At 66.9% G+C, this 26,820-nt stretch carries 22 protein-coding genes and 2 tRNA genes; 13 read left to right on the top strand and 11 right to left on the bottom strand.

Annotated features, from left to right (window positions below; translation table 11 throughout):
- The first annotated feature begins 8 nt into the window (after positions 1–8).
- Genes tmk through ACN9M4_RS03630 form a run of 3 tightly spaced genes read left to right on the top strand, consistent with a single transcriptional unit; the run spans position 9 to position 3,446 of the window.
- Positions 9–668 carry a dTMP kinase gene (gene tmk, locus ACN9M4_RS03640; protein WP_426302213.1) on the top strand — a complete coding sequence of 220 codons (660 nt, stop codon included), beginning with the start codon at positions 9–11 and terminating at the stop codon, positions 666–668.
- Positions 665–1,810 (top strand): DNA polymerase III subunit delta', encoded by a 1,146-nt coding sequence (locus ACN9M4_RS03635; RefSeq protein ID WP_426302212.1) that lies wholly within the window; start codon positions 665–667, stop codon positions 1,808–1,810. The genes tmk and ACN9M4_RS03635 overlap by 4 nt, the downstream gene beginning before the upstream one ends.
- Before the next feature lie 49 nt (positions 1,811–1,859).
- A complete protein-coding gene (locus ACN9M4_RS03630) occupies positions 1,860–3,446 on the top strand; it encodes an alpha/beta hydrolase (RefSeq protein WP_426302211.1) in 1,587 nt (528 codons plus the stop codon).
- Positions 3,447–3,454: 8 nt separating this feature from the next.
- Here the strand turns inward: ACN9M4_RS03630 and ACN9M4_RS03625 are convergent, their stop codons facing one another.
- Entirely contained in the window at positions 3,455–4,189 is a 735-nt protein-coding gene (locus ACN9M4_RS03625) for an HAD-IA family hydrolase (RefSeq protein ID WP_426303375.1), read from the bottom strand.
- A gap of 294 nt (positions 4,190–4,483) precedes the next feature.
- Between ACN9M4_RS03625 and ACN9M4_RS03620 the strand changes: the two genes are divergently transcribed.
- Both ACN9M4_RS03620 and ACN9M4_RS03615 read left to right on the top strand, forming a co-directional pair.
- Positions 4,484–4,556 (top strand) — tRNA-Thr (locus tag ACN9M4_RS03620).
- 209 nt (positions 4,557–4,765) lie between these two features.
- Positions 4,766–5,962: an FUSC family protein gene (locus tag ACN9M4_RS03615; RefSeq protein ID WP_426302210.1), complete on the top strand. Its 1,197-nt coding sequence runs from the start codon at positions 4,766–4,768 to the stop codon at positions 5,960–5,962.
- On the opposite strand, the gene ACN9M4_RS03610 is transcribed toward ACN9M4_RS03615, so the two are convergent.
- Positions 5,934–6,833 carry a zinc-binding dehydrogenase gene (locus ACN9M4_RS03610; protein ID WP_426302209.1) on the bottom strand — a complete coding sequence of 300 codons (900 nt, stop codon included), beginning with the start codon at positions 6,831–6,833 and terminating at the stop codon, positions 5,934–5,936. The genes ACN9M4_RS03615 and ACN9M4_RS03610 overlap by 29 nt on opposite strands.
- 105 nt (positions 6,834–6,938) lie before the next feature.
- Here ACN9M4_RS03610 and ACN9M4_RS03605 point away from each other — a divergent pair, with 105 nt between their 5' ends.
- A complete protein-coding gene (locus ACN9M4_RS03605) occupies positions 6,939–7,334 on the top strand; it encodes a winged helix-turn-helix transcriptional regulator (protein ID WP_426302208.1) in 396 nt (131 codons plus the stop codon).
- A 159-nt stretch (positions 7,335–7,493) separates the two neighbouring features.
- On the opposite strand, the gene ACN9M4_RS03600 is transcribed toward ACN9M4_RS03605, so the two are convergent.
- The 7 genes from ACN9M4_RS03600 to ACN9M4_RS03570 all read right to left on the bottom strand — a co-directional run bounded on the left by ACN9M4_RS03600 (position 7,494) and on the right by ACN9M4_RS03570 (position 13,828).
- On the bottom strand, positions 7,494–8,333 hold the full coding sequence (locus ACN9M4_RS03600) for an aldo/keto reductase (protein ID WP_426302207.1): 840 nt from the start codon (positions 8,331–8,333) through the stop codon (positions 7,494–7,496).
- Between the two features lie 117 nt (positions 8,334–8,450).
- Positions 8,451–8,921: a hypothetical protein gene (locus tag ACN9M4_RS03595; protein WP_426302206.1), complete on the bottom strand. Its 471-nt coding sequence runs from the start codon at positions 8,919–8,921 to the stop codon at positions 8,451–8,453.
- Positions 8,899–9,558, bottom strand: coding sequence for a bacterial proteasome activator family protein (locus ACN9M4_RS03590; RefSeq protein ID WP_426302205.1), 660 nt, complete (start codon positions 9,556–9,558; stop codon positions 8,899–8,901). Before ACN9M4_RS03590 ends, ACN9M4_RS03595 begins: the two co-directional genes overlap by 23 nt.
- 64 nt (positions 9,559–9,622) lie before the next feature.
- Complete coding sequence (locus ACN9M4_RS03585; RefSeq protein ID WP_426302204.1) at positions 9,623–9,838, bottom strand: YbdD/YjiX family protein; 216 nt, start codon at positions 9,836–9,838, stop codon at positions 9,623–9,625.
- The gene (locus ACN9M4_RS03580; protein WP_426302203.1) at positions 9,838–12,126 is read right to left on the bottom strand and encodes a carbon starvation CstA family protein; all 2,289 of its coding nucleotides are present in this window, start codon (positions 12,124–12,126) and stop codon (positions 9,838–9,840) included. Before ACN9M4_RS03580 ends, ACN9M4_RS03585 begins: the two co-directional genes overlap by 1 nt.
- 98 nt (positions 12,127–12,224) lie before the next feature.
- Positions 12,225–12,794, bottom strand: a complete 570-nt coding sequence (locus ACN9M4_RS03575) for a PadR family transcriptional regulator (protein ID WP_426302202.1) — start codon at positions 12,792–12,794, stop codon at positions 12,225–12,227.
- A 50-nt stretch (positions 12,795–12,844) separates the two neighbouring features.
- Positions 12,845–13,828, bottom strand: a complete 984-nt coding sequence (locus tag ACN9M4_RS03570) for an NAD(P)H-quinone oxidoreductase (RefSeq protein WP_426302201.1) — start codon at positions 13,826–13,828, stop codon at positions 12,845–12,847.
- 103 nt (positions 13,829–13,931) lie between these two features.
- Between ACN9M4_RS03570 and ACN9M4_RS03565 the strand changes: the two genes are divergently transcribed.
- Positions 13,932–14,019: transfer RNA gene (locus ACN9M4_RS03565), tRNA-Ser, on the top strand.
- A gap of 158 nt (positions 14,020–14,177) precedes the next feature.
- The gene (locus ACN9M4_RS03560; protein WP_426302200.1) at positions 14,178–14,915 is read left to right on the top strand and encodes an SOS response-associated peptidase; all 738 of its coding nucleotides are present in this window, start codon (positions 14,178–14,180) and stop codon (positions 14,913–14,915) included.
- A gap of 24 nt (positions 14,916–14,939) precedes the next feature.
- On the opposite strand, the gene ACN9M4_RS03555 is transcribed toward ACN9M4_RS03560, so the two are convergent.
- Positions 14,940–15,347 carry a hypothetical protein gene (locus ACN9M4_RS03555; protein ID WP_426302199.1) on the bottom strand — a complete coding sequence of 136 codons (408 nt, stop codon included), beginning with the start codon at positions 15,345–15,347 and terminating at the stop codon, positions 14,940–14,942.
- Positions 15,348–15,519: 172 nt separating this feature from the next.
- Between ACN9M4_RS03555 and ACN9M4_RS03550 the strand changes: the two genes are divergently transcribed.
- From ACN9M4_RS03550 to ACN9M4_RS03535, 4 genes are all read left to right on the top strand, one after another.
- Positions 15,520–16,305: a VOC family protein gene (locus ACN9M4_RS03550; RefSeq protein WP_426302198.1), complete on the top strand. Its 786-nt coding sequence runs from the start codon at positions 15,520–15,522 to the stop codon at positions 16,303–16,305.
- 161 nt (positions 16,306–16,466) lie between these two features.
- Positions 16,467–16,982 (top strand): septum formation family protein, encoded by a 516-nt coding sequence (locus tag ACN9M4_RS03545; protein WP_426302197.1) that lies wholly within the window; start codon positions 16,467–16,469, stop codon positions 16,980–16,982.
- Positions 16,983–17,119: 137 nt separating this feature from the next.
- Positions 17,120–17,614 carry a septum formation family protein gene (locus ACN9M4_RS03540; RefSeq protein WP_426302196.1) on the top strand — a complete coding sequence of 165 codons (495 nt, stop codon included), beginning with the start codon at positions 17,120–17,122 and terminating at the stop codon, positions 17,612–17,614.
- 219 nt (positions 17,615–17,833) lie between these two features.
- Positions 17,834–22,330 (top strand): ExeM/NucH family extracellular endonuclease, encoded by a 4,497-nt coding sequence (locus tag ACN9M4_RS03535; protein ID WP_426302195.1) that lies wholly within the window; start codon positions 17,834–17,836, stop codon positions 22,328–22,330.
- Between the two features lie 116 nt (positions 22,331–22,446).
- Here the strand turns inward: ACN9M4_RS03535 and ACN9M4_RS03530 are convergent, their stop codons facing one another.
- Entirely contained in the window at positions 22,447–24,366 is a 1,920-nt protein-coding gene (locus ACN9M4_RS03530; protein WP_426302194.1) for an FAD/NAD(P)-binding protein, read from the bottom strand.
- Positions 24,367–24,452: 86 nt separating this feature from the next.
- On the opposite strand from ACN9M4_RS03530, the gene ACN9M4_RS03525 reads away from it, so the two are divergent.
- The gene (locus tag ACN9M4_RS03525) at positions 24,453–26,807 is read left to right on the top strand and encodes a prolyl oligopeptidase family serine peptidase (protein ID WP_426302193.1); all 2,355 of its coding nucleotides are present in this window, start codon (positions 24,453–24,455) and stop codon (positions 26,805–26,807) included.
- Positions 26,808–26,820 lie beyond the last annotated feature (13 nt).

The raw sequence follows: 26,820 nt of genomic DNA, 5'->3' as shown, positions 1-26,820 counted from the left end.
TTAGATCCGTGACTACGCAGAGCCGAGGAATCTTCATCGCCTTCGAGGGCGGGGACGGGGCGGGCAAGTCCACGCAGGCCGCCCGCCTGGCCGGGGCACTCGAATCCCTCGGCCACACCGTGCTGCGGACCCGTGAACCCGGCGGAACGCCCATCGGCGAAAAGCTGCGTTCCCTCGTGCTGGACCATGGCCACGGCACCATCGACGCCCGCACCGAGGCCCTGATGTTCGCTGCTTCCCGGGCCGCCCACGCGCACCAGGTGATCCGGCCCGCCCTGGCGGAGGGCACCGTCGTCATCACTGACCGCTACATCGACTCCTCGGTGGCGTACCAGGGTGCCGGCCGCGGGCTCGGCACCGCCGATGTCCGCAGCCTGAACGAATGGGCCACCGAGAACTTGGAGCCGGACCTGACGGTGCTGTTGGATGTCCGCCCCGAGGACGGCCGCGAGCGGCGGACCGCGGGCAACGCCGGGGAGGACCGCCTCGAATCGGAACCCGACGACTTCCACTCCCGTATCCGCCACGCCTTCCTGGAACTGGCTGCGGCCAAGCCCGGGGCGTACCTTGTGCTCCCGGCGAAGGACCCGGTGGAAGAACTCGCCGCGCGCGTCCTCGAACGGGTCCGGCAGTTGCTCGAAACCACCGTCCCCGGAGGCAGGCCATGACCGTCTGGGACGACCTTCAGGGCCAGGCGCCGGTGGTGGCCCAGCTCCGGCAGGCTGCGCAGGGCGATGGGCTCACCCATGCCTGGCTGTTCACGGGCCCCCCGGGTTCCGGTCGATCCAACGCGGCCAAGGCCTTCGCCGCCGCTCTCAACTGCGAACAGGAAGACGTCACCCTGCGCGGCTGCGGCGAATGCCATTCCTGCCACACGATCCTGGCCGAAACGCATTCGGACGTGACCTTCGTCCGCACGGAGAAAGTCACTATCACCATCGAGGAAGCACGGCAGCTGGTGGCCAAGGCCGGTGACCGGCCGTCGTCGGGCCGTTGGCGGATCATCGTGGTGGAAGACGCCGACCGCATGGCCGAGCGGACCACCAACGTGTTGCTGAAAGCCATCGAGGAACCGACGCCCCGCACCATCTGGATGCTGTGCGCTCCCTCCCCCGCGGACGTGCTGGTCACTATCCGCTCGCGCTGCCGCCCGGTGGGGCTGCGGCTTCCGCCGGCGGCGGACGTCGCCGCGCTGCTTGTCAGGCGCGACGGCGTCGAACCTGGCTTGGCCGAGCGCGCGGCCAGGGCGGCGCAAAGCCATGTGGGGATCGCCCGGCGCCTGGCCCGCGATCCGGAGGCCCGCGAACGGCGGCTGGAGACGGTCCGCTTCCCCTTGGGGCTGCGCGGGGTGACCGCGGCCGTCATGATGGCCGAGAAGCTCGTGAAGATCGCCACGGATGAGGCGAACAGTTCCAACGAGGAACGCGACGCCGCGGAGAAGGCCGCGCTCCTGGCAAGCCTCGGGGCGCCGGACACCGGGACGCTTCCGCCGGCGATGCGCAGCCAGGTCAAACAGCTCGAAGACGACCAGAAACGCCGCGCCAAACGCTCCATCACGGACTCCTTGGACCGCACGCTCACCGACCTGCTCTCCTTCTACCGCGACGTCCTGGTGATCCAGCTGGGGAACGCCGTGGAGCTGGTCAATGTTGAACTCAGGGGCGAGCTGGAAGCCTACGCCGCCGCTTCGACCCCGGAAACCACCCTGGCCCGGATGGATGCCATCAACAAGGCAAGGGTCCGGATCACCACCAGCAATGTGGCGCCGCTGCTCGCGGTGGAGTCAATGGCAAGCAGCCTCATCCAGTAACAGCCAGTACCCCTGCCCCCGCATCCAGCGCAGCATCGAGGAGAACCGCATGAACCCCGCAACACCCCGGCCCGGAAAGCCCCGGCGGAGCCCCAAGGGCCGCGTTCCGGGCGTTATTGCGGCGGTGCTTTCGGCTGGCCTGCTGCTCAGCGGCTGTGTCTTCTCCCTGCCCCTCGGCGGCGGCTCCGGAGGCAGTTCGACAAGCGGCAGCGGGCAGAACCCGGACGCCCGGGCGGCCGTTCCGAAAGGCCTGGAGTCCTTCTACTCCCAGAAGGTGGACTGGAGCTCCTGCGAAAACGGATTCCAGTGCGCAAATATCAAGGTCCCCACCGATTACGCGCACCCCGAGGCGGGCAGCATTGTCATTGCGGCGATCCGGCTCCCTGCCCGTGGCAGCAAGAAGGGCTCCATCCTGGTGAACCCCGGCGGCCCGGGCGCCTCCGGCTTCGACTTCCTCAAGGACGCGGCGAAGACCCACTTCACCGCGAAACTGCGGGCCGGCTTTGACATGGTGGGCTTCGATCCCCGCGGCGTGAAACGCTCAGCGCCGGTCACCTGCCTTAGCGACATCGAGCGGGACGAAAGCCGTGAGAAGGTGTACCACCTCAACACCGATGCCGGACTCCAGGCGGCCCTCGCCGACAACAAGGACATCATCGCCAAGTGCGTGGAGAAATCCGGCCCGGCTTTGGGCCACATCGACACCGAAAGCTCGGCCAAGGACATGGACGTCCTGCGCGCGCTGCTCGGCGACGCCAAGCTGAACTACCTGGGCTACTCCTATGGAACATCGCTTGGGGCCACCTATGCCGAGCTCTTCCCGGACAACGTAGGCCGGCTGGTGCTGGACGGCGCCGTGAACCTGGCGCTCAGCAACCAGGAGCTGACGGCCCAGCAGGTGGTGGCTTTCGAGAAGTCCCTGCGCCGCTACGTGGAGGACTGCCTGGGGCAGGGGGATTGCCCGCTGTCCGGCAGCGTGGATGACGGGATGCAGCAGATCAGGGACCTGGTGTCCGCTGTTGACGCCAACCCCGAACCAGCCAGCGACGGCCGGCTGGTCAACGGCCCCACCTTGGTCAGTGGCCTCTACACTCCGCTCTACGACGACGCCTCGTGGCCGGTGCTGACCCAGGCGCTGAGCGCGGCGTTCGACGGCGATCTGTCCCTCATGCTGCGCATTGCCGATCTCGGGGCCGACCGCAACCCGGATGGCACCTACAACTCCAACACCGGCTTCGCGTTCAACGCGATCAACTGCCTCGACTACCCGATGGTCACCGACACTGCCGGCATGCGGGCGGAGGCGGAACGGCTCACGAAGCTGGCGCCCACCTTCGGCCCGTACTTCGCCTACGGCGGGGTGAACTGCAAGGACTGGCCGTTCAAACCGATCGGTTCCCCGGCGCCGGCCAAGTACACCGGCCAGTCCCCGATCGTCGTCATCGGCACCACAGGGGACCCCGCCACCCCGCTCGCCTGGGCACAGGCCATGCGCAAGCAACTCGGCAACGCATCCCTGGTGACCTGGCAGGGCGAAGGCCACACCGCCTACGGCCGCTCCAACCGCTGCGTCTCCACCGCCGTCGACGACTACTTCCTGAGCGGCAAAGTGCCGACCGACGGCACCCGCTGCTGACAGTCCGGCTAGATCCGCGCTGCGCGCGGTTCCAGCAGTGCCGGCAGTTCCCTGATGGACGGCACGACGGCGGTGGCCCCGGCGGCGCGGAGAGTCGCCTCCGAGTGGGAGCCACTGAGGACTCCGACCACGGCGGAGGCTCCCGCACGCACGCCGGAAAGCATGTCAGAACTTGTGTCGCCGACGACCACGACCTCACGGACATCGTCCAGGTCGAGGGCGAGGACGGCGGTGAGGATCATGTCCGGGTAGGGGCGGCCGCGGCCGGCGTCGTCCGGGCACAGGCTGAGGTCCGCCTCCCCCATCCAGCCCAGGGACTCGAGGACCATGTTTTGGGTGTGCCGGCCGAAGCCCGTGGCCAGGCAGACCTTCATGCCGGCGTCGCGCAGCCAGGCAATGGATTCTGCGGATCCTGGGATGGCGCGGACCCCGCCGTCCGCGATCAGCTCGTCGTAGGCCAGTTCGAAGGTCTTGTTGGCGCTTTCGGCCATGCGCGGGTCATCGAAGAGGTGGGTGAAGACGGTCAGCTTGGAATACCCCATGGTGTCCCGGGCGTAGCCGAGCATGCTCTCGAAGCGTGTGGATCCCGGCTCCACGCCGTGTTCGAGCAGGGCCCGGGCCATGGCCCGTTCGGTGCGGCCATCATCGGTGATGGTGGTGCCCACCATGTCGAGGACCGCCAGCTTCAGGCGCGGAGGCCGTGTGAGGCCTTCAAGGTTCCCGGGTGACCCCACGTTGTCCATGCTCATCGTTCCCCTTTGCTGATGGACCTGTGCAGGTCCCGGCGTCGGTGGCCGGCATCAACGGCCACGGTATTCCGCCCAGCTTCCGCCGCGCCCTCGACCGCCCGCTGAACCGCGCCCGACAGGCGGATGAACTCCGTGCCAACCCTGTTTCCGGCCGTCCGGAGGGCAGGCTCTCCGGCTGCCCGGATAAGGGGCTTTCCGGCCGCCCGGAACCGTTTTGACCCGGGCGCGGTGGCTCCATTACAGTTGTGTCTTGCGTGATTCAGCCGGTCCTTCCGGAAGAACCGCGGTGCTTCCTTAGCTCAGTCGGTAGAGCGTTTCACTCGTAATGAAAAGGTCATCAGTTCGATTCTGATAGGAAGCTCGGAAAAGCCCCGCCATTCCTTGGAATGGCGGGGCTTGTTTGTTTTCTGCCGCAGTTCAGGGCCGGCAACCCGCAGTAATTCCGCGGCAACGTGCACGAAATGATTCCCGGCTACGTTTTGGGTAGCCCCTGCAAAGCCAGTGGGGCGTGCCCCGATTGCGATGCCGCTGCCCGTCGCATGGCGGGCAGGAAGAAGGAATTCCCCAGCCATGGCCAACCGCCTCCTGCCGTATCTCCGCGCCGGATACCACCGATGCAAGGCTTCCATCAGCCAGTCATTCGTGATGGCTCTGTGTGCAGTGACGGCCTATCTGTTTGCTGAGCATGTGCTCGGCCACGCCAGTCCTGTGTTCGCCGCCGTTGCTGCACTGCTCACACTGCAGTTCTCCGGAGACTGGCGCACGCGCAGAGCTTTGGAGGTGGCCATCGGGTGCATGCTCGGCGTGACAGCGGGCGTAGTGCTCACCCACATCCTGGGGAACGGCCCGGCACAAGCAATCCTGATTGTTTTCGTTGCCACGTTGATGGCCCGGTTCCTCAACAAGGGCGCAGTATTCGCCACACAGATGGCGATTCAGGCAACCCTCGTGGCGATGATCCCCTCCGCCCAGGGTTCTTCACTGCACACGATCCTCGATGCCTCGGTTGGCGGGGCCATCGCCTGGATTGCCACGGCCGTTGTGCCGACAGTGCGGCTCAAAAGGCCGCGCGAAGCCATCCGCAAACTGACCCATGAAATCTCCGCTGTGCTTCTCGGCACCTCGGAAGCACTCGAGGCGAACGATTCAACCCTGGCGTGGCACGCCCTCATACGGGCACGGAACAGCCAATCCGTCATTGTCGAAGCCAAAGAAGTCCTGGGCAAGGCGCGGGAAGGAACCATCATCTCCCCGTTCCAGTGGCGCCACAGGGAGCACATCCGGCGTTCTTTGCTAACGGCGGAAAAGCTGGACCTTGCGCTCAGGAACAGCCGTGTCTTCAGCCGACGACTCACCCACTCCATCAACAGTCTGGCCCTCCCGGAGGAGGGAGCGCTCCAATTTTCGCGCTTCCTGAAGCACACGGCCCAGCTCGTGGCCGGGCTCGGCGAGAACTACTGCGAGCGGGACCCGAAACGCAGGGAGTCCGGAATCCGGCAAACCCTGAGCCAGCTGATGCACTTGGCGGCTGAGCTGGCGCCGGACCGCTTCCACGCGGCAACGGTGGAGGGCCAGGCCCTGATCCTGACGTTCCGCCCATTCATGGTCGACCTGATGGAAGCCGCCGGCGCCACCCACACTGAAGCCCTCGCAGCACTTCCGAATTTGGCGTCCTTCGGCAGTCCTGCCGAGGACCTTGACCTGCAGCCCTCCGCGGCTCAACGATCCGCAGCTGCGTCTACGGCACCAGGACGTAACGGCCCCTGACGCCTCCCGCCGCCACGGCGGCAATCGCCTCGGCAGCCCGTTCCAAAGGCCAGGCCGCGAACACCCGGGGCGCCAGCACGCCGTCGGCCGCCAGCTCGAGGTGCGCGGCCAGTTCGCTGCTCTCCGGCACCGCGGTGAGTGCCGTCGTCACCACCCGCTCGGAGACCGGCAGTGCCGGCGGAACCAGCCCCACGTACGTCCCGCCGTCGGCCACGGCGTCCACCGCCGGCTCCCCCAGGGCAGCGGCATCCAGCACCGCATCGAAACGGGCCTTCCCGAGGCTGGCGATGATTTCCTCGGCGCCGGCCTCCTGGAGGAAGCCGACGTCGGCAGGCCGGGCGAGTGCCGCGACCCGCCAGCCTGCGCGGCGGGCCAGGGTGACGGCAAGGCCGCCGACCGCGCCCGCCGCCCCGGTGACGAGCAGGGTCCCGGACGGCTCCCCCGCGAGGGCGATGGCCTGGGCGGCACTCGAGGAATTCAGCGGAATGGTCGCCGCCTCGACGAAGTCCAGGGCCTCCGGGATGACCGCGAGCGAGGCGGCGGGCAGTACCACCCGGTGGGCGAAGGTGCCGCGGGCTGAAACGAAGTCGCCACGGAATCCGGCGACCCGCACACCCGGGGCCAGTTCCGGCCGTTCAGCAAAGACGCCGGCCCCGACGGCGAGCACGGTTCCCGCAACATCCGCGCCGAGCCCGATCGGGGCGTCCGCCGGCACCCATCCCAGCTCCCGCGGCACGCCGGCCTCGATCATGGCGTCGACAGGGTTCACCGCGGCGGCCCGCACCTCGAGCAATACCTCGCCCGGGCCGGGCGCCAGCTCCTCCAGTTCGGCGAGCTCGATTCCGTTGGGCGTGGCAATGGCTGTCTTCATTTGTCCTCCTTGAAGGATTGGCGTGTTTTCCTATCCGATCCTTCCGGCCTTACTCTCTTTTGGTAAGTAGGCACCTGAGAGTGCGTATCCCCCATGGAGGTAAGCATGGCCACGACCACGGCGGCGCAGCGGCGCGCGGCGCGGAAGCACGACTACGATGCGTACCTGGCGGCATGCCCGAGCCGCCAGCTCCTGGAGCGGATTTCAAACAAATGGGTGGTCCTGGTCCTCACCGAGCTGGGAGACGGACCTGCCCGGTATTCCGAGATCGCCCGGGTTGTAGCAGGGGTGAGCCAAAAAATGCTGACCCAGACCCTGCGGAACCTCGAACGTGACGGCATGGTGCACCGGGACATCGAAGCTACCGTCCCGGTGACGGTGACCTACTCCTTGACGGAGCTCGGAAGTTCCCTGCTGAAGGTCATGGGCCAACTGAAGCTCTGGGCCGAAGACAACATGCCCGAGGTGATCGCCGCCAGGGGACGCTACGAGGGCATGTAGCTGCACCGGCAGGGCGCGCAAGGCGGGGCACGCAAAAGGGGTCCGCACTCCATGAGCGCGGACCCCTTCGTGGACCTTGCGGCACCTTGCTGATCTTCCAGGACCTTGCTGATCTTCCAGGACCTTGCTGATCTTCCAGGTCCTTGCTGACTTCCGGGACTAGGCGAAGTCGGAAACCGCCGGGTCCGGGCCGATGCGGCCGTCGGCGCCCCGGTCCAGGCCGTTGATGGCCTCGATGTCAGCGGCGTCAAGGGTGACCCCGAGGGATTCGAAGTTCTCTACGATCCGGGATTCGGTGACCGACTTCGGGATCACGACGTTGCCGATGGCCAGGTGCCAGGCGACGACGACCTGGGCCGGAGTTGCGCCGTGTTTGGCGGCGATGCCCGCGATCGTCTCGTCCGCCAGCAGCTCGCCGCCTTGGCCCAGCGGGGACCAGGCCTGGGTCAGGATGCCGTTGGCGGCATTGAATTCACGCAGCTCCGCCTGGTTGAAGAAGGGGTGCAGCTCGATCTGGTGGATCGCCGGCACCACTCCGGTCTCGTCGATCAGGCGCTGCAGGCCCTCCTTGCTGAAGTTGGAGACGCCGATGCTCTTGACGCGGCCGCGCTTCTGCAGCTCAATGAATGCCTTCCACGTGTCCAGGTATTTGTCCTGCTTGGGCTGCATCCAGTGGATCAGGTAGAGATCAAGGGTCTCGAGGCCAAGGCGGTCCAGGGAGGCCTCGAACGCTTCAAGCGTGGACTCGTAGCCCTGGTCGGCGTTCCACAGCTTGGTGGTGATGAAGATTTCTTCGGGTTTCAGGCCGGATGCTGCGATCGCGCGGCCCACACCAGCCTCGTTGCCATAGATCTTGGCAGTGTCGATGTGGCGGTAGCCGGCCTCGAATGCCTGGCGGACTACCTTTTCGGCTACATCGTCCTCAACCTGCCACACCCCGTAGCCGAGCTGGGGAATGGAGTTGCCGTCGTTAAAAGTCAGATTTGGAGACGAAGTCATGGGCCCATCCTGCCAGCCCCGACGACGCCGGAGCCATGGTTTTCGTAACAGCTAAGCTCGGCGCTTAATTCCGGTCATGCGGGAATAATCCGTTCCCGTTCCCCGGAACTGCACAGGCTAGCCTCGCATCAACCGCTCGGCTTCATCCACGTGTTCATGGACGGCTTCGGCCCGGCGTCGCACGGAGGCCGCTCCCAGCGGTGCCGCAGGGACGGCGAGGCGCAGCATCGCGGCGGCCTCCGCCGTCGTCGCCAAGGAGTTCCCCGCCTTGGACAGGGCACGGTGGACACCAGCCAGCTGCCCCGGAATGTCCAGGCCCTCGCTGGGCGCGAGCCGCTGGGCCTCGATGCACACTCCGCGCACCCGGGCGGACAGTTCCGCGAGCTCATTGGCGATGACAACGAGCTCACCGTACAGTTGCTCGTCCTCCACGCCTTCCAGCACCTGGTGGTACCGGTCCAGGCCACGGTGGAAACGGTCATGGGCGCGCCGCCACAGGCCCTTGCCGAGTTCGGCGTCATCCCTCCGCCCTTGGCGGAGCTCCCCAAAGAGACCCAAGCGAAGCTCAGAGATACTGGCCGGGGCCATGGTCCGGATCGTCGATACCGCTGGGCTGGCCCTTGCCGGGCTCGCCCTTCTGGGCGGGAGCCCGCTGCGGTTCGCCGTTGGCCCCGATCACCACGCCGGGCGCGATCATGGTCCCAGGCGGCAGCTGCCGCAACTGCATCTGCGCGGTGGCACGCTCCCGGGCCGCCTGCTGCGCGGCGATGGCGGCCTGGATGCCATGGAAGAGCCCCTCCAGCCAGCCCACCAGCTGGGCTTGTGCAATTCGGAGTTCAGCGTCCGACGGCGGAGCGTCCTCCGGGAGCGGCAGGCTGATCCGTTCAAGTTCCTCGACAAGTTCCGGCGCCAGGCCGTCCTCGAGCTCCCTGATGGACCGTTCGTGGATCTCGGCGAGCCGGCCACGGGCGGCATCGTCCAAGGGGGCTGCCTTCACTTCTTCAAGCAGCTGCCTGACCATCGTCCCGATCCGCATGACCTTCGCGGGTTCATCGATCAGGTCCTGAAGGGAACTCGGTTTCTTTCCCGCGGGCTTGTGTCCGTTGCCCTTGGCTTCTGTGGTTTCCGCAGCCTTTGCCGCGATGTCCTCTTCCAGGGTGGTTCCTTCCACCGGAATGTCATCAGAGCTGTTGCTGCTGTCCTGAGGGGCGTCCACATCACTCATGGCTTCATACTCTCATGCACCGCAAGCCGTCCGCCGCCCGTTTCCTCACCCCTGCATGCTGCGTTCAACAACATCTCCCCTGCGGGTCCGAGTCCTGGCGGTCCATCCGGTCCCGCCAGAACTGCTTCTCAGTCATCGGCGCCACAGGATGGCCGCAGGCCTCATGGTGTTCCAGGTATTTCCGGTAGGCGTCAGCCCCCATCACACCCCGGAAATATGCAGCGAACCCCCGGAGCCCGCGTCGCAGCGTTTCCGCCACCGGTTCCGTTAGCGGCTCCATCAGTGGTGTCCCGGCCGGTCGAGACGCTTGGCCGCCGGGACCTTCGCCCAGGCCGCGGCGAGTTCGCGCTCTGCCGCCGTCGGGAACAGCCCGGACGGGGCGAAGACCCGCGACGGCCGCGGAGCGTCCTCGTGGTTGCGGCCGCCGCCGTCTCGGAAAGCCTTCAGCGTGGCAAGAATGGCGGTGATGATCACGATGATGCTCAGCACCACGAAGACCACCGAGAGGACCCCCTGCACCATGGTGTTGCGGACAACCGCTTCCATGGCCGCCTCGGTCTTGGCCGTGCCGAAGGAGGTCTTGCCGTCTGCCAGGGCCTTGGCGAAGGCGGCGTTGTTGGCGAAGTAGCCCACCGCGGGCACCGGGGAGAAGATCTTGTGGAAACTCGCGGTGATGGTCACGACGGCGGCGAATGCCAGCGGCACCCCGACAATCCACAGGAACTTGAAGGATCCCTGTTTCGCGGCGATGGCCATGCAGACGGCAAGCGCGATCGCGGCGAGCAACTGGTTGGCGATGCCGAACAGCGGGAACAGGGTGTTGATCCCGCCCAGCGGATCCGTAACGCCCATCAGCAGCACGGCTCCCCAGGCACCCACCATGATGGCGGTGCACAGCCAGGCGCCGGGCCGCCAGGACGCTTCCTTGAACTTCGGGATGAAGTTGCCGATGGAGTCCTGCAGCATGAAGCGGGCAACGCGGGTGCCGGCATCCACGGCGGTGAGGATGAACAGTGCCTCGAACATGATGGCGAAGTGATACCAGAACGCCATCATTGCGGTGCCGCCGATGAACTGCTGCATGATGTGCGCCAGGCCGACGGCGAGGGTCGGCGCGCCGCCCGAACGCGAGACGATGCTCGGCTCGCCGACGTTCTGGGCGGTCTGCGCGAGGTCTGCCGGAGCGAGGTTGACTCCGGACAGGCCCAGGCTGTTGACCCATTGCGCGGCGGTTTCCACCGTGCCGCCCGTCAGGGCAGTGGGAGCGTTCATGGCGAAGTAGATGCCGCGGTCGATGGAGATTGCGGCCACCAGGGCCATGATGGCGACGAAGGATTCCATGAGCATGCCGCCGTAGCCGATGAAGCGGGTCTGGCGTTCCTTCTCCACCAGCTTGGGGGTGGTGCCAGAGGAAATCAGGGCATGGAAACCGGACAGGGCACCGCAGGCGATGGTGACGAACAGGAACGGGAACAACGCCCCGGAGAACACGGGGCCGTTCTCCCTGCCCGCGAATTCGCTGAAGGCCGGCACGGTGATTTCGGGGCGCACCACGATGATGGCCACTGCCAGCATGACGATCACGCCGATCTTCATGAACGTGGACAGGTAATCCCGCGGCGCGAGAAGCAGCCAGACCGGCAGGATGGCGGCGATGAAGCCGTAGACGATGATCCCCCACGCGATGGTGGTCTTGTCCAAGTGGAAGAAGGAGGCACCCCACGGTGTGCCGGCCACCATGCCGCCGCCGATGATCGCGGCCATCAGCAGCACGAAGCCGATGATCGAAACCTCCATGACCTTGCCGGGCCGGATGAAGCGCAGGTAGACACCCATGAACAGGGCGATCGGGATGGTCATGCCCACCGAGAAGACGCCCCACGGGCTCTCGCCCAGGGCGTTGACCACCACCAGGGCCAGGATGGCCACGATGATGATCATGATGAGCAGCGTGGCCACGAGGGCCGCCGTTCCGCCGATCACGCCGAGTTCTTCCCGCGCCATCTGTCCCAGGGAGCGGCCGCCGCGGCGCATGGAGAAGAACATCACGAGGTAGTCCTGGACAGCACCGGCAAGGACGACGCCGATGATGATCCAGATGGTTCCCGGCAGATACCCCATCTGGGCGGCGATGATGGGCCCGACCAGGGGACCGGCGCCCGCGATCGCGGCGAAGTGGTGGCCGAACAGCACGTTCCGGTCCGTCCGGACGTAGTCCTTGCCGTCGGCCTTGTATTCGGCCGGAGTGGCCCGGCGGTCATCGGGTTTGAGCAAGTAGCGTTCGATCACCCTGGAGTAGAAGCGGTACCCGATGAGGTACGTGCAGACGGCCGCGAAGACGAACCAGACAGCGTTGACGGTCTCGCCGCGGACCAGGGCAACCATGAACCAGGCCACCGCTCCGAGCAAGGAAATCACCGCCCAAAGGGCGATCTTCCCGGGGGTCCAGCGCCTCTCCTCGGCTTCCCTGACGGCGTCGTCAACGGCGGGCGGCGGCAACTCCGGATCGAGTTCCAGGACGTGTGCTTGCCCGGTTTCCGGGTCGTTCCTGTTCGGTTGTGTACCCATCGCTCCTCCTTGAGACCGGTTCCTTGAGAACAGTGGTGTGGCGTTAGCCGCACTGTAGCAAGGCACCCAGACAAAGCGAGTCAAATGGAAACCGCGGTTCAGCCGGCGGCTGCCGGCCCGGCGTCGGGCAGGACGGCGGCGATCTGCCCGGTATGGACCAACCGGGCCTCGCACAGGTCCAGCCAGCGCAGCTCGGCCTCGAGCTGGAACACGAGGGAATCCAGGACAATGAGCCGGGCAGTGTCCGCGGTCCGCGGCGCGCCGGAAACATCCTTGCGCAGCTGGCTGAGCTCCTGCAGCTTCGCGAGCGAGGCTCCCCGCTGCTCCTGGATGATCGCCGGCAGGTCCGTTCCGGGCAGGGTGGCGGCGAGCGACAACTTGATGGCGAGCTCGTTCCGCGGCGGGGCTTCCCGGCCCACCGCCGTCGAGAGCCATCCCCCGATTTCGTCCCGGCCCGCCGGGCTCAGGCTATAGATGACGTGTCCTTCGCCGTCGGCCCCTTCCCTGGTGACCAGGCCGTCGCGCTCCAGGCGGTCCAGCGTGGAGTAGACCTGCCCGATGTTCAGCGGCCAGACCGCACCCGTCCGGGCCTCGAACTCGGACCGCAGTTCATAGCCGTAGCGGGCCTTGTCCTGGAGCAGTGCCAGGATGCTGTGCCGGATTGCCATGGTCCTCCTTTGCGGCCGCTGCCGTTCTCGCGGTTCAGAGAAGCAGCGGTTCAGAGAAGCAGGAGCACCTTGCCCACGTGCTCGCCGGAATCGAAGTACTGGTGGGCTTCGCGGACCTGCTCCAACGGAAACGACCTGGCCACGAGCGGCTTGATGCGGCCGTCGCCGAACATCGGCCAGACGTTCTCACGGACCGCGTTCATGATCATGCCCTTTTCCGCGGTGGGGCGGGACCGCAGCGTGGTTCCGATGACCGCAGCACGCTTGCTGAGCAGCTGGCCGAGGTCGATCTCGCCCTTGGCGCCGCCCTGCAGGCCGATCACCACCAGCCGCCCGTAGTCAGCCAGCGCGTCGATGTTCTGCTTCAGGTATTTCGCCCCGACGACGTCGAGGATCACGTCCGCGCCCTTGCCGCCGTTTTGTGCCTTGAGGCTTTCCGCGAAGTCCTCTTCGGCGTAGTTGATCACGATGTCCGCGCCCAGGAACGCCTTGGCGGTGCCGAGCTTTTCGGCCGTGCCCGCGGTGGTGGCCACGACCGCCCCGTAGGCCTTGGCGAGCTGGATGGCGATGGTGCCGATGCCGCCGGTGGCGCCGTGGATCAGCACCGTTTCGCCCGGCTGCAGTTGGGCGGTCATGACCAGGTTGGAATAGACGGTTGCCGCCACCTCGGGCAAAGCGGCCGCGGTGACGAGGTCGACGCCGTCGGGCACTTTGAGGACCTGTTCGGCAGGGACGGCGACCTGCTGGGCGTAGCCGCCGCCGGACAGTAGCGCCACCACTTTGTCCCCGACTGTGAACGGTTTGCTGACGTCCGGGCCGAACGCCGCGATGCGGCCGGAAACCTCCAGGCCGGGCACCTCGGAAGCTCCCGCCGGCGGCGGATAGAAGCCGCGCCGCTGCTGGACATCCGCGCGGTTCAGTCCTGCCGCGACGACGTCGATCAGCACCTCCCCGGGACCGGGAACCGGCGCGGGAACCTCACGGACCTCAAGGACCTCAGGCCCTCCGGGTTCCGAAATGTAGACGGCTTTCATGCGTGCTCCCGATTTCTTGCTTGCTGGTGCGCGGCCGCGGCGGCCAAAGAGCGCGCTGCGGGTTTTTGAAGCAGCCAACTCCCTATGAAACACTACTAGGCAGGGAAGGTTGTCCGAGCGGCCTATGGAGCTGGTCTTGAAAACCAGTGTGCGGTAACCCCGTACCAAGGGTTCAAATCCCTTACCTTCCGCGCAGCGCAGTGTTTGCGCAGGCCAGAGGCCGGTTGACGGCCCACTCCGGTGGGCGGTTGCCGGCCTTCGGTGTTTCCCGGCTGCTTTGGCCGGGCCTTGCCTTGCCCTCCCCTTTCCCGGGCTGGCGCCCCGCCGCCGAGTGCGTGAGAATGGCCGCATGTGCGGACGATTCAGCGTCGGTTTCGAGGCCGACGACCTTTCCCGGAAGCTTGATGCCCTGCTCCGGGACGACACCGTGTACCCCTCCCCTGCCCTCCAGTTCAATCCGACCGATCCCGTCACCTTCCTGCGCGGGCGCGCCGGCGACGACGGAGCGCTCCGGCGGGAGCTCGCCGTCGGGCGGTGGGGGCTGATCCCGAGCTTCGCGGAGTCTTTCGAATCGCGGCTGCCCAGTTGGAACGCGCGTTCGGAGACAGCGGCATCGCTGCCCAGCTTCAAGGGTTCGCTCCAGAAGTGGCGGGCCATGGTGCCGGTCTCGGCCTACTACGAGTACAAGAAGTCCGGCCCCGGCCGCAAGGACCCGAAGCAGCGGTACATCGTCGAACCCGCCGACGACATCATCACCTTCGCCGGCCTGTTTGCCTTCTGGCGGGATGAATCCATCCCCGACCGCAAGGACCCGAGGGCCTGGCGGTTGTCCTGCAGCATCCTGACGATGCCCACACCGCCTGTTGAGGCGCATGAGGGCCTGCACAATCTGCACGACCGGCTACCCGTTCCCCTCGCGCCGGGGATGATCAATGACTGGATCGATCCGGAAGAGAAGGACGGCGCCGGCCTGCTGGACGCCGCGCTGTCCGAAGCCTACGGCGTCGCTTCCTCCTGGAAGGTGCGCCCCGTGGACCTCGTGGACGGGAACACCCGGCTGGTGGAGGTCCCCAACCCGGTGGCTTGACGGCGCCATACGGCGAGCGGGCAGCTAGGCCTTTCCCGGCGAGTTCGGGCTGCCCCGGGCCACCCGCAGGTCCCGCCGCACATCCGTATCCTTCAGCCAGGTATGCCGTTCCCCCGGTTTGAAAGGATCCGGCCACCACTGGACCAGGACCCGGCCCGGCGCGGTCCGCACCACCATGGCCGGCACGTACTGCCCGAACCGCGGCCATTCCAGGTAGGCGAGCACCGGCACCTTCCCCACTTTGGAGAGAGCCTGGGTTTCCCGGGGAAGGGGCGTCTTCGCGGCGTTCAGGGGTGACAGGTGAAGCCGCTCCCCGGGGCCGGCCCCGTTCCCCGCGCCCTCATGCTCTGCGCCCTCACGTTCTGGGTCTGCATGTCCTGGGTCCGGGGCGCCGCCTTGCGCGGAGGCGGCTGGAAAGCTGTCTGCAGGCATGCCCGAAGGCTACGCCGGGGTACCGACAGCAACAAGGATTCCGGCCCGGACGGCGCCGGTTCGGCTCCCGATCATTGAATCTGTCCGACCCCCGGCATAGGGTGCTGTCTGTCTCCACCAAATGCCAAAAAATGCGGGGCAATCCGCCCCGGAACAAAACTCAAGGAGCAACATGCCCACCCCTGAGATCACGCCCGGCGCACCCTGCTGGATCGACCTGATGACCTCGGACACCGAAAAGGCCAAGGACTTCTACAACGCGCTGTTCGGTTGGAGCTACGAAACCGGCGACGAGGAAAAGTACGGCGGCTACATCACCGCCTGGAAAGACGGCAAGATGGTGGCCGGCATCATGCAGAAGCAGGACGACATGGGCGCCATGCCGGATGTCTGGTCCACCTACCTGCGCACCGACGACATCAAGGCCACCACCGCGGCAGCGGCAGCCAACGGCGGCCAGGTGTTCCTGGAGCCCATGGAAGTGCCGGAGCAGGGCAGCATGGCGATGGTCGCCGACCCCTCGGGCGCAGCGATCGGGCTCTGGCAGTTCGGCGAGCACAAGGGTTACCAGCTTGCAGCGGAAACCGGTGCCCCGGCCTGGCACGAACTCCACTCCAAGGACTACAAGAACGCCGTGGCCTTCTACCAGCAGGTCTTCGGCTGGGAAACCACCGTGGTAGGCGACACCCCCGAGTTCCGCTACACCACGCTCGGGGCGGGGGACGACGCCAAGGCCGGAATCATGGACGCTTCGGGATTCCTGCCTGCACAGGTGCCCTCCTACTGGACGGTGTATTTCGCGGTGGACAGCGCGGACGCAACCGTCGAGCAGGCGCTCGCCCTGGGCGCCACGGTCGTCCAGCCTGCGGAAGACACCCCGTTCGGCCGCCTCGCCGCGCTCACCGATCCCACAGGGGCGGTGTTCCGCCTGGTCCAGGACGTCAACCTCGAAGGCTAGAAGAACCACAGCTTCCCGGCCGGCACCTCGCCGGCCGGGAAGCCGCTTCCGCCGGCGCAGGGGGAACGGCCGGCACTACCCGCACCCGAACCGGATCCCAGGCTCCGCGCCGTTCGCCCGGCAGCCCGAACGGCCGCAGACCTGCTGAAATGAGGACCACGATGTCCGTCACACGCACCACCACGCACCGCAACCCCAAGAACACCGTGGCCGGGGCCGCCATCCTGTGCACGCTCACCCTCACCTTGGGTGCATGCTCCCTGCTGGGGAACGGGGACGCGAAGCGCGATTCCTCCGGCGTGGCCACCGAGTCGTCGAAGGCCGACGCCTTCAAGGTGAAGGTGGGCGACTGCCTGGAGAAACCCGACGGTTCGGAAGTCCAGGACGTCACTATCATTCCCTGCCCCCAAGACCACGATTTCGAGGCCTTCGCGGCGACGAACCTGGAGGACTCCGCTTATCCCGGGGACGCGGTGATCACCCAAAAGTCCGAGGACTTCTGCAGCAAGGAGTTCGCCACCTTCATCGGGAAGCCCTTCGACGAATCCGGGCTCGAAATGACCTACTTCTTCCCTACCCGCGAGAGCTGGAAGACCGGGGACAAGGAAATTGTCTGCCTGGTCGGCGGGGCCGCGGGTGCGCAGAGCAAGGGAAGCCTGAAGGGCTCCAGGAAATAGCACCAGCCCGTCACCGCACGGGTAACGCATTGGCCGGCATCGGGGGATCAGCCGGCACAACCTCCGGATCCCCCACAACTCAATGATCGCGGGCATGCCGGGAACCCGGTTTCCCCGATCCAACGAAGGATGGGGGAATGTTGTCACTTTCACGGCGCGCCGGAGGAGTTGCGGCCCTTCTGGTGGCTGTTTCCCTGGCCTTGGCGGGATGCAGCCTGATCCGCAGCGGCGACGCGCGCAGGGACGAATCCGGTCGTCCCACCGAATCCTCAAAGGCAGACGTACTCAAACTGAGGGTAGGCGACTGCATTTCCGGGAAAACGGAAGGTGTCGTCGGAGACGTGACGGTCATTCCGTGTGGCCAGGAACACGAACTCGAAGCCTTCGCCGCTACGAAAATGAGGGATGCCACCTACCCAGGGGCAGACGCCGTGAGCGAGGAAGCAGACGATTTCTGCTTCGGCGAATTCACGGCCTTCATCGGCAAAAGCTACGAGGAATCCACCCTCGAGTATCGCTACTTCCAGCCCACGGCCCTCAGCTGGCGTTCCGGTGACCGCGAGATCCTCTGTCTGGTCGGCAAACCCGAAGGCGCCCAGAGCAAGGGAACCCTGAGGGGATCCCGGAAGTAGCATCGCCGAGCCACCGGCCGGCAACCCCGGGTTCATTTTGTGCTGCTCGAATGCCACGGACGATTCTTTACTCCCGGTAAAGTTCGAGCGCGGGATGCCATCCGGAAGTCCCAGCATCAACTAGTCCTACCCCTGTACGGTCCGATCACCGTCGCCAGGCACAACGCGGCGCACGGTGTGCCCTGAACCCGATCGGTTCTCGAGAGAAAGTCAGAACGGATGCATAGCAAACACTGGAAGTTCCTGGCCGGATCGGCGCTGTCGGCAGCCTTGCTGGCGGCTCCGCTAACCGCCTTACCCGCGGCAGCAGAAGTACCCGCCGCCCCCGGCGTCGTCATCAACGAGGCTTACCTCAGCGGCGGAAGTACCGGAGCCGCATTCAGGAACAAGTTCGTGGAGCTCTACAACAACAGCGATGCCGCCGTGAACCTTGGCGGCTGGTCCCTGCAGTACCGCTCTGGAACCGGCACCTCAGCACCCAGCGGGATCACTTCCCTGTCCGGAAGCATCCCGGCCAAGGGCCACTTCCTCATCAAGGGAGCCAGCAACAACGCGAGCTCCACGGCCCCGGAACTGCCGGCCGCCGACGTCGACGGGTCCGGCACCTTCAATCCCGCAGGCACCAGCGGAACCATCGTCCTGGCCAAGCAGGCAACGGCAATGAATCCCCTGCCCGTGGGATCGGTCACCGGGAACCCTGCCGTGGCCGACCTCCTCGGCTACGGCACCTCGAACACCTTTGAAACCGCCGCTGCCGCCGCACCGGCGGGGAACACCGACGTCAAGAGCCTGAATCGCAGCAACGGCGCGGACAGCAACAACAACTCCGCCGATCTCGCGCTCAGCGCCGCCATCACTCCGACCGCCTCGGGCACCGTCACCACACCGCCGGTCGAGCCAGGCGCCAGGACCATCGCCGAAATCCAGGGCACCGGAGCCGCGAGCCCGCTGGCCGGCAGCACCGTCAGCACCCGCGGCAAGGTCACCGCCGTGTACGCCACAGGCGGCTTCAACGGCTACTACGTCCAAACGCCCGGCAGCGGCGGGGACACGGATCCGGCGGCCAGGACGGCGTCGGACGCCCTGTTCGTCTATTCACCGGCGACGGCGGCGTCCGTGCATGCCGGCGACTACCTGGAACTCACCGGCGCGGTCAGTGAGTTCGCCAACCAGACCCAGCTCACCGTCGAGGCCGCCGGGCTGAAGGTGCTGGCCGAAGCCGCGCCCGAGGTGAAGCCCAGCAACTTCGCGCTGCCCGCCGACGACGCCACCCGCGAGCGCTACGAAGGAATGCTCGTTGCCCCGCAGGGCGCGTACACCGTCACGGACAACTATGCCCTCAACCAGTACGGCGAAATCGGCCTCGCGGCCGGAACCACTCCCCTGGTCCAGCCGAACGCGGTGGCCGCCTACGGTACCCCGGAGAACGCCGCCGTCGTAGCCGATAACGCCCTGCGCGGCATCAAGCTCGACGACGGCGCCTCCACCAACTTCCTCAAGGACGCCACCACGAAGGCCCTGCGGTTGCCCTACCTCAGCGGCAGCGACCCCGTCCGGGTCGGTTCGGCCACGACCTTCCGCACCAACGTCATCCTGGGCTACGGCAACAACTCGTGGAAGTTCCAGCCGCTCTCGCAGCTCACCCCTGCAACTGCCGAAACGGTCCAGCCGGCGTCCTTCGCCGCCAGCCGCCCTGCCGGCCCGGCCGATGTGGGCGGAAACCTGAAAATCGCGTCCTTCAACGTGCTGAACTACTTCCCCACCACCGGCGACCAGCTCACCGGCTGCAACTACTACACGGACCGGGACGGTAACCCCATCACGGTCAAGGACGGCTGCAACGCCCGGGGCGCCGCCAACGCGGAGAACTTCGAGCGCCAGCAGGCCAAGATCGTCGCCGCCATCACCAAGGCCGGCGCCGACGTCGTGTCCCTCGAAGAAATCGAGAACTCCGCCCAGTTCGGCAAGGACCGGGACGACGCCCTGGCCAAGCTGGTCCAAGCCCTCGACGTCAAGACGCCGGGCGTGTGGGACTACGTACGGACTCCCGCCAACGCACCGCCGCTGAGCGACGAAGACATGATCCGCACCGCCTTCATCTACAAGAAAGCCAGCGCCGAACCGCTCGGCGAATCGATCATCCACAACGACACCGTGGCCTTCGCCAGTGCCCGCAAGCCGCTCGCCCAGGTGTTCAAGCCGGTCGGCGCCGGGGATGACAAGAAGTTCATCGCGATCGTGAACCATTTCAAGTCCAAGGGCTCCGCCGCGACCCCGGACGACACCGACAAGGGCCAGGGCGCATCCAACCTGGCCCGTACCAAGCAGGCCCAGTCCTTGCTTGCTTTCTCCAACGAACTGCAGGAGTCCAAGGGCACGGACAAGGTGTTCCTGATCGGCGACTTCAACGCCTACTCCCAGGAAGACCCCATCCGGGTCCTCAGCGAGGCCGGCTACACCGACCTCGAGGCCGGCACCGGCAAGCACTCCTACCTGTTCGGCGGCATGGTCGGGTCCCTGGACCACATCCTCGCCTCACCGGCTGCCAAGGCCACAGTGACCGGCACGGACATCTGGAACATCAACTCCGTGGAGTCGGTCGCCTTGGAATACAGCCGCTATAACAGCAACGTGGGCAACTACTACGTGGCGGACGAATTCCGGGCCAGCGACCACGACCCCGTGCTGGTGGGGCTGAACCTGCCCGTCACGGAAACCCCGGAGAGCGTTGACCTGCAGTTCCTGGGCATCAACGACTTCCACGGACGCATTGACGGCAACACGGTCCTGTTCGCCAGCACCATCGAACAGCTCCGCGCGGCAGCCGCCCCCGGCAGCACCGCGTTCCTCTCAGCGGGCGACAACATCGGCGCCTCCCTGTTCGCCTCCGCCATCGCCAAGGACCAGCCCACCATCGATGTGCTGAACGCCCTTGAACTGAAAGCCTCCGCGGCGGGCAACCACGAGTTCGACGGCGGCTGGGCGGATCTGCGCGACCGCGTCATCGCCGGCGGTGCCAACGCGAAGTTCCCGGTGCTCGGCGCCAATGTCTATCAGAAGGGCACCACCACGCCGGCGCTGCCCGAGTACACCGTGCTGGACATGAGCGGGATCAAGGTGGCCGTGATCGGCACGGTCACCCAGGAAGTGCCCACCCTGGTGACCCCCTCCGGCATCACCGAACTGGACTTCGGGGATCCGGTCGACGCCATCAACCGGGTTGCCGCGAAGATTCAGGCGGAGAAGCTCGCCGACGTGATCGTCGTCGAAAACCACGACGGCGCCAGTGCAGGGACGCCGGACGGCGCCACCCTGGAGCAGGAAGTCGCCGCCGGCGGCCCCTTCGCGAAGCTGGTCAAGGAAACCAGCCCGGACGTGGCCGCGATCTTCACCGGCCACACCCACAAGGAATACGCCTGGGACGCCCCGGTGTACGACGCCAACGGCCAGCCCACCGCCAGGACCCGCCCGATTGTCCAGACCGGCAACTACGGCGAGAACATCGGCCGCATCACCCTCACCGTGGACACGGCCAGCAAGGCCGTCACGGCGTACACCGCAGCCAACGTCAAGCGCATCACCACGGACCTCTCCGGAACGTACCCGCGGGTGGCCCAGGTGAAGGCGATCGTCGACAAGGCACTGGCCGAGGCCGCCGCCGTCGGGAACCAGCCGGTGGGCGCGGTCACCGCGGATATCACGACGGCGTTCACCCCGGACCCCGCCGGCGGCGCGCCGAAGCGGGACGACCGGGCGAGCGAATCCACGCTGGGCAACCTCGTGGCGGACTCCCTGGTGGACGCGCTCAAGGCGCCGGAGCTGGGCGGGGCCGAGATCGGCGTCGTGAATCCCGGCGGCCTGCGCAACGAGCTGTACTACGCGCCGGACGGGACCATCACCTACGCCGAGGCCAATGCGGTGCTGCCTTTCGTGAACAACCTCTGGACCACGTCGCTCACGGGCGCCCAGTTCAAGACCCTCCTGGAACAGCAGTGGCAGAGCAACCCCGACGGCACGGTGCCGAGCCGCCCGTACCTGCAGCTGGGCTTGTCCAGGAACGTGAACTACACCTACGACGCCGCCCGGCCGGCAGGTGACCGGGTCACCTCAATCCGGGTCGGCGGCGAGCTGATTGACCCGGCGAAGTCCTACCGGATCGGCACCTTCAGCTTCCTGGCCAGCGGCGGCGACAACTTCCGCATTTTCAAGGAGGGCGCCAACACCAGGGACAGCGGCTTGGTGGACCGGGATGCCTGGATCAAGTACCTGCAGGCCCACAAGCCCGCCTCGCCGGACTTCGCCCGCCGTTCGGTGGCCGTGGTCAACAGCACCTCTGCCGAGGTCAAGGGCGGCGAGGCGATCACGCTGGCGGTTTCCAAATTGGACCTGACCTCCCTCGGCAGCCCCGTGAACAAGTCGCTCACCGCGGTGTTCACCGATGCCAAGGGAGTGGCCACCCAACTCGGTTCGGTGCCGGTGAACTCCGGCGCCGCTGCTGTGAACCTGAAAGTCCCGGCAGCAGCCGCCGCGGGCACGGGCACGCTGGTGCTGACCGCCGTCGAGTCCGGAACCGTGGTGAAGGCCGCGGTGCAGGTGGCCACGCCGCTGCCGCCCAAGTGCACGGCCCCGGTTCCACCCACCAAGTGGTACGACGTCATCGGCTGGATCCGGTACGCGATCGCGTGGCTCGAATACCAGAAGTGCCTGAAGGGTTAAGGCCCGCGCAGCACAGCCGCTGAGCATGCCCTCCCCTGAGGCCGAAGAATGGACATATTGGCATTATGTCCATTCCTCAGGGCGAGGGGAGGGCATGTCCCTTCCGGCTGTGGAGCTCAGAGCCCCAGGATGGCCCGGGCGATTTCGTCGGCGTCGCGCAAGGTCCGCTGTCCGCTGCGGTAGGCCGGGCCGTCCGCGGGTACGGCTTCGGCGGCGATGGCCGTGCCCCACTGGTTGGCGGACAACTGCAGGCCCAACACGTACATGCCCTTGGTCACCGATCCGTTGGCGCCCACGGCACGGTACGGATGCGGCTCCACGTCCAGGCCGGTGGCCTGCACGGGGCTGCCTTCGGCGCCCAGCATGACCTTTGGCCGCACCAGGCCTTCGGCCAGCAGCTGCCGCATGAGCGGGGACGCCGTGGTGCCCACCCGGTTGGCGGGGGCCAGCGCTTCCACAAGGGTCCTCGCCGTGGCAGGAGGCCCGCCCACCCAAGGGGACGACGCTGAAAAAAGCCGTTGCGCGCGGTCGACACTGAAGCGCGGATCGGGGCCGGTGAAGCTGACGACGCCGGCCCGCGCCAGGGCTGCCAACTGCTCCACCCGCAGGGCGGGGGGCCCGCTGGCCAGCCCTTCGACGAAGGACTCGAACCAGCCACGCAATTCGCCAAGCCATGACTCATCGGTGATGCCGCCGTCGGCCACCACGCTCTTCAGCACGGCCCGGCCGGTATGCAGGGCACCGATCGCCATCTTCATGGGGTCTGTTTCGCCTAGGGCGGAGCGCCGGGCGTCGTCGTCGAGGTATTCGACGACGGCGGCGTCCAGCTCCCGCCGTCCGGCAAAGGACCGCCCGGCAAGGGGTGCAGCGAGGCCCGGCAGGTCCAGGCGGCGCGACGCCGCCACGTGCTTGGTCACCAGCTCGTCGACCCGTTTCTCCCAACTGCCGGCGGCGTGGGCGTGCGGCTGCAGGGCATCCTCGAGCGCGGCGAGGAACTCCTCGGTGTCGCTGACCGCGGCCGCTTGGGCGACTGCGAGCGTGGAGTAGTAGGCCCAGAGGGTATCCCGGTGCAGCAGGGGCCAGAGGTCGTGCTCGAATCCGGGCTGGATCCCGGCCGCGGTGAAGCGGGCCACGGCGCGCTCGTTCAGGTAGCGCAGCCGGATGGATTTCGGGTAGTAGCCGTCCAGCCCGGCCTTGGCCCGGTACGGGGTGCCGCGTCTGGAGGCGGCGATGATGATCGGTTCCCGTCCGGACGGCAGGTACTTCAGCGTTCCCGGCCCCTCACCTGCCGGCTCGAACCGTCCTCCGCGGCCCACGCTCAGCTGCACCATGACGTCGAAGAAGTTCAGTCCCATGCCGCGGACCAGCACGGGTTCGCGGTCCGGCACCCGGGACCAGTCGACGTCGGCCGGTGCCGCCGGCGGCAGGTACAGCAGTCCCAGCCCGGCAGCGGCGCCGGCGAAGGAGCGCTGTTCGGCGTTCAGCTGCGCTTCCAGGTGCCCGAGGGCCAGGACCACCGCGTCGGCGGCCAGGTGTGTGCCGGAGTCAAGTTCGACGTCGAACGCGGACGTCCCGTCCGGATCTTTCCGTACCGAAACGGCGGCGTTGCGGTGGAAGGTGAGCCCGACGCCGTCGGGCTTGCGTTCCAGGAGCGCGTCCAGCGTTTCGCTGAGGTACCGCCCGTAGATCGCGCGGCTGGGAAAGTCACCGGAGCCGAGCGCCGCGAGTTCGGACTGTTCCTCACTGCTGAGGCCATGGCCGTGGTCCCGGCGGCGGGCCCGCCACTGCTCGAAGGTGCCGCCCGCCAGCGGGGCAGCAAGTGAGGCGTCCTCGGGAATGAGGGTGGGATAGAACGACTGCGTGTTCATCAGGTACAGGCGCGACTGCCCGGGCTGCCAGACCCGTCCGGGGCCCGCCGGGTACGGATCAACGACGTCGATCTGCAGGGTGTGCCCGGCCGGCGCCGAAGCCGCCCAGTTCGCGAACAAACGCTCCAGGACACTGGTGCCGCGAGGCCCTGCACCGATCAATGCCACTTTGGTTTTCTGCGAATTGCCCACCGCCCAAGCTTACTTTCACCGTGGCTTGCTTCCCCGTCAGCAGGGCACCCTAGGATGGGGCCATGACCACCACAACAGCTGGGCAAAGCCCTGAAACCGGGTCGAACGAGGGCACGGAGCCGGACAAGGACGCGGGGGCCGCCAGGACCATTGCCCCGGAGCCTGTTGACGAGAACATCTGGCTTGAGGAGATCCACGGCGAGGATCAGCTGGCCTGGGTCCGGGAACAGAACGCCCGTACCGAGGAACTGCTCGAAGACGAGGACTTTGCCACCCTGGAGGCCGGGATCCTGGAGGTGCTGGATTCCACGGACCGGATCGCCATGGTGACCAAGCGCGGCGGGCACTATTACAACTTCTGGCGCGACAAGCTGAATCCCAAGGGCCTGTGGCGGCGCACCACCTGGGAAAGCTACCTTAGCGACGACCCCGAATGGGACGTGTTGCTGGACATTGACGCGCTTGCGGCCGCGGAAGACGAAGAGTGGGTCTTCCACGGGGCTTCGTTCCTGCGCCCCGCCGAGGGCCAGCCCTACAAGCTCGCCATGGTGTCGCTCTCGCCCGACGGCGGGGACGCCAACCGCTACCGCGAGTTCGACGTCGAGCAGCGCCGTTTCGTGGACCCCGCCGAGGGCGGCTTCGACCTTCCGGTGGCCAAGGGCAACATCAGCTGGCTCGATGCCGACACCCTGCTGGTGGCAAGCACGGCCGGCGAGCTGCCCAAGACCAGTTCCTCCTACGCCCGCACGGGCGTGAAGCTGTCCCGAGGCCAGAGCCTGGACCAGGCCGAACGGCTCTTCGAGATCCCGGAAGAACACATGATGGCCCTCGTGGCCCACGACTCCACCCCGGGTTTCGAGCGCACCTTCGCGGTGGACTGGATCGACTTCTTCAACCAGCGCACCTACCTGCAGCGCGACGGCGGGTGGCTGGAAATCGAGGTTCCCACCGACGTCAACATCAGCACCCACCGCCAGTGGCTGCTGTTCCGTCCCCGCCAGGACTGGGCCGTTGCCGGCGCTTCGGTGGACGGCGGATTGCCCGCGGACACGGTCTTCCCGGCCGGTTGCCTGCTCGCCGCGGATCTGGAGGACTACCTGGATGGCGCCAGGGATTTCACCGTGCTGTTCACCCCGGACGAGCGCACCTCCCTGCAATCCTGGAGCTGGACCCGGGACTTCCTGGTCCTGAACCTGCTCAGCGACGTCTCCTCGCAGATCCTGGTGCTCGACCCCTCTCGTCCGCCCGCGACGGGCCGGCACACGGCCGGCGAACCCGGCGCCTTCGAAGGCGCCGGCGACGGCTTCGACGGCACGGTGGCAGCCGGAGGTTGGGCCATGGCGCCGCTGGATGCTTGCCCGCCGCTGCACGATGTCAACGCCTACGCGGTGGATGACGAAGACGAAAGCGAAGGCGCAGGCAACGACTTCTGGCTCGTGGCCACCGGTTTCACCACTCCCACGACCCTGATGCGCGGCACCCTCACGGCTGCGGAGGGCATCGCCGTCGCCAGCACGCACGCGGTCGTGAAGTCTTCGCCGTCGTTCTTCAACGACGGCGACTACGAAGTGCAACAGCATTTCGCGGTGTCCGCGGACGGCACCAGAGTGCCATACTTCCAGATTGCGTCCAGGGATTTGGTGCTCGACGGCGGCAATCCCACCCAGCTGTCCGGTTACGGCGGCTTCGAGGTTTCCCGTACACCGGCTTACAGCGGGGCGATCGGCCGGTCCTGGCTGGAGCGGCGCAGTGGGGCCGTCGCGGGCAAAGCCCGGGGCGGCGTGTACGTGGTGGCGAACATCCGCGGCGGCGGGGAGTACGGCCCGGCCTGGCACCGGGCGGCCCTGCAGGAAAAGCGGCACCGCGCCTACGAGGACTTCGCGGCCGTGGCGCAGGACCTGATTTCACGTGGGGTGACCAGCCATGAACGGCTGGGCTGCGCGGGAGGCTCCAACGGCGGGCTGCTGGTGGGTAACATGCTGACCCGGTACCCGGAACTTTTTGCTGCGGTTTCCTGCGGTGTGCCCCTGCTGGACATGCGCCGTTACACCAAGCTTTCCGCCGGATACTCGTGGATCGCCGAGTACGGAGACCCGGACATCCCGGAGCAGTGGGAGTTCATCCGGACCTTCTCCCCGTACCATCTGCTGCACGACGGCGTGGACTACCCCGAGACGTTCATCTGGACCTCCACCTCCGACGACCGCGTCGGCCCGGTCCAGGCCCGCAAGATGGCTGCACGGATGCAGGCGATGGGCATCCCGAATGTCTGGTTCCACGAAACCCTGGAGGGCGGCCACGCAGGAGCTTCGGACAACCGGCAGGCCGCGGCACTGCAGGCCCGAAGCCAGCAGTTCCTGTGGCGCGCCCTCACAGCAGGTACCGCCGAAAGCAGCGTGAACGGCGTCCGCGGCTAAGGTGCCGGAGACC

This window comes from Arthrobacter sp. R-11, assembly GCF_049913155.1.
Taxonomy (GTDB): Bacteria; Actinomycetota; Actinomycetes; order Actinomycetales; family Micrococcaceae; genus Arthrobacter.
Note: the sequence above shows the minus strand (reverse complement) of the source record. Positions and strands in the feature narration are given on the sequence as shown.